6 protein-coding genes and 1 pseudogene are annotated in these 4,015 nt (G+C 66.4%); 3 read left to right on the top strand and 4 right to left on the bottom strand.

Going from position 1 to position 4,015, the window contains the following annotated elements:
* Both V7Q42_RS21320 and V7Q42_RS21315 read left to right on the top strand, forming a co-directional pair.
* Positions 1-237, top strand: a 237-nt coding sequence (locus V7Q42_RS21320) for an MbcA/ParS/Xre antitoxin family protein (protein WP_333826282.1), incomplete at its 5' end; no start/stop codon positions are given.
* Entirely contained in the window at positions 197-964 is a 768-nt protein-coding gene (locus V7Q42_RS21315; RefSeq protein ID WP_333826281.1) for an RES family NAD+ phosphorylase, read from the top strand. The genes V7Q42_RS21320 and V7Q42_RS21315, both read left to right, overlap by 41 nt.
* A gap of 3 nt (positions 965-967) precedes the next feature.
* Here the strand turns inward: V7Q42_RS21315 and V7Q42_RS21310 are convergent, their stop codons facing one another.
* The 3 genes from V7Q42_RS21310 to V7Q42_RS21300 form a co-directional block, all read right to left on the bottom strand.
* The gene (locus V7Q42_RS21310; RefSeq protein ID WP_333826280.1) at positions 968-1,180 is read right to left on the bottom strand and encodes a hypothetical protein; all 213 of its coding nucleotides are present in this window, start codon (positions 1,178-1,180) and stop codon (positions 968-970) included.
* A gap of 179 nt (positions 1,181-1,359) precedes the next feature.
* A complete protein-coding gene (locus tag V7Q42_RS21305) occupies positions 1,360-1,980 on the bottom strand; it encodes an NAD(P)H-binding protein (protein ID WP_333826283.1) in 621 nt (206 codons plus the stop codon).
* Positions 1,981-2,017: 37 nt separating this feature from the next.
* A complete protein-coding gene (locus V7Q42_RS21300; protein ID WP_333826279.1) occupies positions 2,018-2,851 on the bottom strand; it encodes an SDR family oxidoreductase in 834 nt (277 codons plus the stop codon).
* Between the two features lie 96 nt (positions 2,852-2,947).
* Here V7Q42_RS21300 and V7Q42_RS21295 point away from each other — a divergent pair, with 96 nt between their 5' ends.
* Positions 2,948-3,859, top strand: a complete 912-nt coding sequence (locus V7Q42_RS21295) for an AraC family transcriptional regulator (protein ID WP_333826278.1) — start codon at positions 2,948-2,950, stop codon at positions 3,857-3,859.
* A gap of 76 nt (positions 3,860-3,935) precedes the next feature.
* Here the strand turns inward: V7Q42_RS21295 and V7Q42_RS21290 are convergent.
* Positions 3,936-4,015 (bottom strand): annotated as a pseudogene (locus V7Q42_RS21290) (DUF736 domain-containing protein); the annotation flags it as partial.

Raw genomic sequence — 4,015 nt, 5'->3', positions numbered from 1 at the left:
ATGAAGCGCGGCGACGTCGCGCTCGAGCCGGAGAGCAAGCCCTACGAACTGGCCGTCCTCTTCGTGCGTCTCTTCCGGTCTCTCGATGCGGTGACCGGCGGCGACGAAGCCGTGGCGCGCGCCTGGATGGCCAATGCCAACACCGCCCTCGGATCCACACCGATCGAGCGGATCGGCACCATCACGGGGCTCATCGATGTCATCGCCTACCTGGACGCCCGACGCGCTCGCGTCTGAATCAAAGCCGTGGCACGGTCGAGGCTGGCGTCTGGTCGAAGCGCAACACCGCGTCTCCACGCTGAAGCTCGTCGATGACCTCGGCGAGCAGGCGCTGCTCGAAGAATTGCTCGAGGTGACCAAACCGCCGCTGCCGGTCGAATGCCGCGGCCTCGACTACCTGCTCGCCACACCGTTCCGCTACGACCCGCCCTATCCGACCGGTTCACGGTTTCGTCGTGCAGGTCGCACGGCGGGGGTGTTCTACGCAGCGGAACGGCCGGAGACCGCCGTCGCGGAAATGGCCTTCTACCGGCTCCTGTTCTTCGCCGAGTCGCCCGCGACGCCCTGGCCGGACGACGCCGCAGAGTACACGGCGTTCGCGGCGGCGATCGCTACCGACCGTTGTCTCGATCTGACGGTCCCGTCGCTCGATCGAGACGCCGAGGCATGGTCGGATCCGGTCCGTTACGAGGCCTGCCAAGCGCTGGCGGACCAGGCGCGTGAAGCCGAGATCACCCTGCTGTGCTACGGTTCGGTACGCGATCCCGAGCACGGCATGGCCCTGGCGGTTCTCACCTGCTCCGCCTTCGCCGAGCCCGCTCCGATCGAACGGCGGACATGGCGGATGCGGTTGTCGCGCCACGGCGTTCAGGCGCTCTGCGAATTCCCGGTCGTGCGATTGGAGTTCGGGCGAAATGCCTTCTTCAGCGATCCACGGATAGCCGATCTCGTCTGGGATCGCTGATCATCATCCGCCGGTTCGATCGTCGGCGGCCGCCTTCCGCGCTGCGGCGAGGATGGCCCGAGCTTCGAGACGAGCGGTCCTCGCCTTGCCGTGCGCCTCCTCGAGCGAAGAGGCCCCCTCGATATCGGCAAGCGCCAACAATGTGGTGGAGAGCGCCGTCCGAAGTCGCAGCGTCGCGCTCACCAGCTTGTCGGTTCGGGTGACGTCGTCCGACATGAAACCTCGCGGTCGAGCCGTTGAAGACCGAGGGTCGCAGCGCCGGCCATCCACGTCAACCGACGGTTCGGCAGATTTTGTGCAGTGCAGCATAATTGACGCAATCAGTCGCGTCGCGCAGTCGTTCGGGAATCCGCTGTTCGGTCGTCGAACGACGCGGTGGATCACGACGAGCCGGGTCACGTCAGATCGGCTGCGTCCACCACATGAACGCCCGGCGGTCCATCGATCGCCGCATCGAGCAGGGCACGTGCGATGTTCGCGGCGGGATTGATCCGCAGGCGACGCGGCAGGATCGGGCCGATCGCTTCGAGCAGCACGGACGCGATCCGCTCGCCCAGCCGGATTTCGGCGCGGTCGCCACCGATCAATCCGGGTCTGACGAAGGTGAGGAACCCGAATCCGATCGACGTCAGATCCCGCTCGAGATCGCCCTTCACCCGGAAATAGAAGAATGGCGATCCCGGATGGGCTCCCGCCGCCGAGTTCAGGGCGAAGCGCCGGGCGCCGTGCTTCCGAGCAAGACGGGCGATTTCGAGCGGATAGTCGTGATCGACGCGACGAAACGCCTCCCGGGATCGCGCCTCCTTCATCGTCGTTCCGAGCGCACAGACGACGGCGTGGACGTGCCACCACTCGGCTTCTTCCGGCAAGCGCTCGTAGTCGATCACCGGCGCCTCCAGCTTCGGTCGCGCGCCGACCGGTCGCCGTACCGGCGCGACCACGATGCCGATGTGCGGATCGGCGAGCGCCAGTTCGAGGACATGGCGTCCCACCAGACCGGTCGCGCCGACGATCATCAACTTCATCGGACCTCGCGAGGTCATGTCGTCCTCCTCACGCCGGTCGGACCGCGCCGTATCTCGCCAAGGTCCAGGCATTGTACTCGACCTCGGAGGTTTCACGCCGCATATGGGCCAGGGTCAGCGAGTCTTCGCCGACATTGTAGCGGAGCTGGTCGGTGTCGTCGGTCGCCGCAGTGAAAATGGCGGCCGCGACGTCCTGCGCGGTCGAAAGCCGAAAGGGCGACGGACCCAGATACATCTGGGCGATCTGGTCGGCATAGGCCCGATAGGCCGGTGGCACCGGCACGGCCTGCGACGTCTCCAGGGCGCGCTGGATGAAATTGGTCTCCTTCACCAGGCCCGGCTCGACCAGTTTCACCACGATTTTCTGGGTCGCCAACTCGTGGCGGACGGATTCGGTGAAGCCGTCGACCGCCCACTTGCTGGCGCTGTAGACCGACAGCAACGGCTCCGGGACGATCGCCGACGAGGAACTGACGTTGACGATGCGCCCGCCGCCGTTGTCGCGGAAGTGTGGGAAGATCGCTTGCATGACCCGCATCGCGCCGAAGACATTGGTCTCGAAGAGGGCGCGGACGGTTTCCATCGGCGTCGCCTCGAACACCGAGAACAATCCCATGCCGGCATTGTTGACGACGCAATCAATGCGGCCGAAGCGATCGATCGCCCGCGCCAGGGCGGCGCCGATAGAAGCGTCGTCGCGGATGTCGAGCGGCACGACGAGCACGTTTTCCGACGCGGGCTCCGACCACGCGTCGGTATTGGTCATCGTCGCGACGACGTTCCAATCGGCGTCGCGAAACCGCAAGGCGGCGGCCTTGCCGAAACCCGACGAGCATCCGGTGATCAAGACGGTCTTGCGCATGGTGTCACCTCATCGAAAAGTCCATGACGCATCCTATGAAGCCTGCGTGAGATGATCCATAATTCGACATCCGCATCTCATTCGAGATCGTCTGAAATGGATGTGCTGAGTCAGATCATCGCCCTGCTGCGACCGCAGGCGCTCCTGTGGAAGGTCGTCGAGGCCCACGGCGACTGGGCTCTGCGGTTTCCCGGTGACGACCATGTCGTGTTCGGCCAGATCATCGCCGGGGCGTGTCGGCTGGAACTGCCGGGGCGTTCGCCCCTGCCGGCGTGCAACGGCGACTTCCTGCTGATGACCGCGCCGGCCCCTTGGGTTCTGCGGAGCGGCGGCGGCGTCGATCCGCTCGACTTCGAAGCCGTCCACACCGGATCGTCCGCGTCCGTGACCTCGGTCGGCGATCCCGACGACGAGCCGGTGACGCGGTTCATCGCGGGGCATTTCGAATTCGGCCCTGCCAATGCCGATCTCCTCGGGCGCCTCCTGCCTTCCGTGATTCACATCCGGTCGACCGAGGTCACCGCGACCCGCGTCGGCCGCCTGCTCGCTTCGATCGGCGACGAGGCGACCGACCGCCGTCCGGGCCGCTCGTTGATCCTCGAGCGCCTGTTGGAGGTCATGCTGGTAGAAGCATTACGGCACGAGACCGGTGCCCCCGGCGGGGTGCGGGGCGAGTTGCTGGCCGGCCTTTCCGATCCCAAGATCGGTCCGGCCCTGCGCGAAATGCATGGGGACGTCCGCCACGCATGGACTGTCGCCGAGTTGGCGACGTCCGTCGGCATGTCCCGCGCCGCCTTCGCCGAACGGTTCACCCGAACCGTCGGCATGGCGCCGATCGACCATCTGCTGCATTGGCGGATGGCGCTGGCCAAGGACGCGCTGCGGTCCTCCGAGGCTCCCCTCTCGGAGATCGCCGAGACGATCGGCTATCGCTCAGCGAGCGCCTTCAGCACCGCGTTCCGCCGCATCGTCGGTCATCCGCCGGCGAGGTATCGCCTCGCGACGTGATCGGATCGGCCACGTTCTACCTCGCTCTTCGTGTGAGAGAGGCCCCGGCCCGAAGGCCGGGGCCTCGGTCGGCGGCTCAATCGCCGCGGCGCCCGTTGGGGCGGGACCAGATCAGCGAGAAGGTGTCGCCGTCCTCGTCGTCGAAGAGGTTGGCGT

This window comes from Pinisolibacter sp. (assembly GCF_036782435.1).
GTDB lineage: Bacteria > Pseudomonadota > Alphaproteobacteria > Rhizobiales > Ancalomicrobiaceae > CALBKH01.
This window is presented reverse-complemented; position numbering and strand designations above follow the sequence as displayed.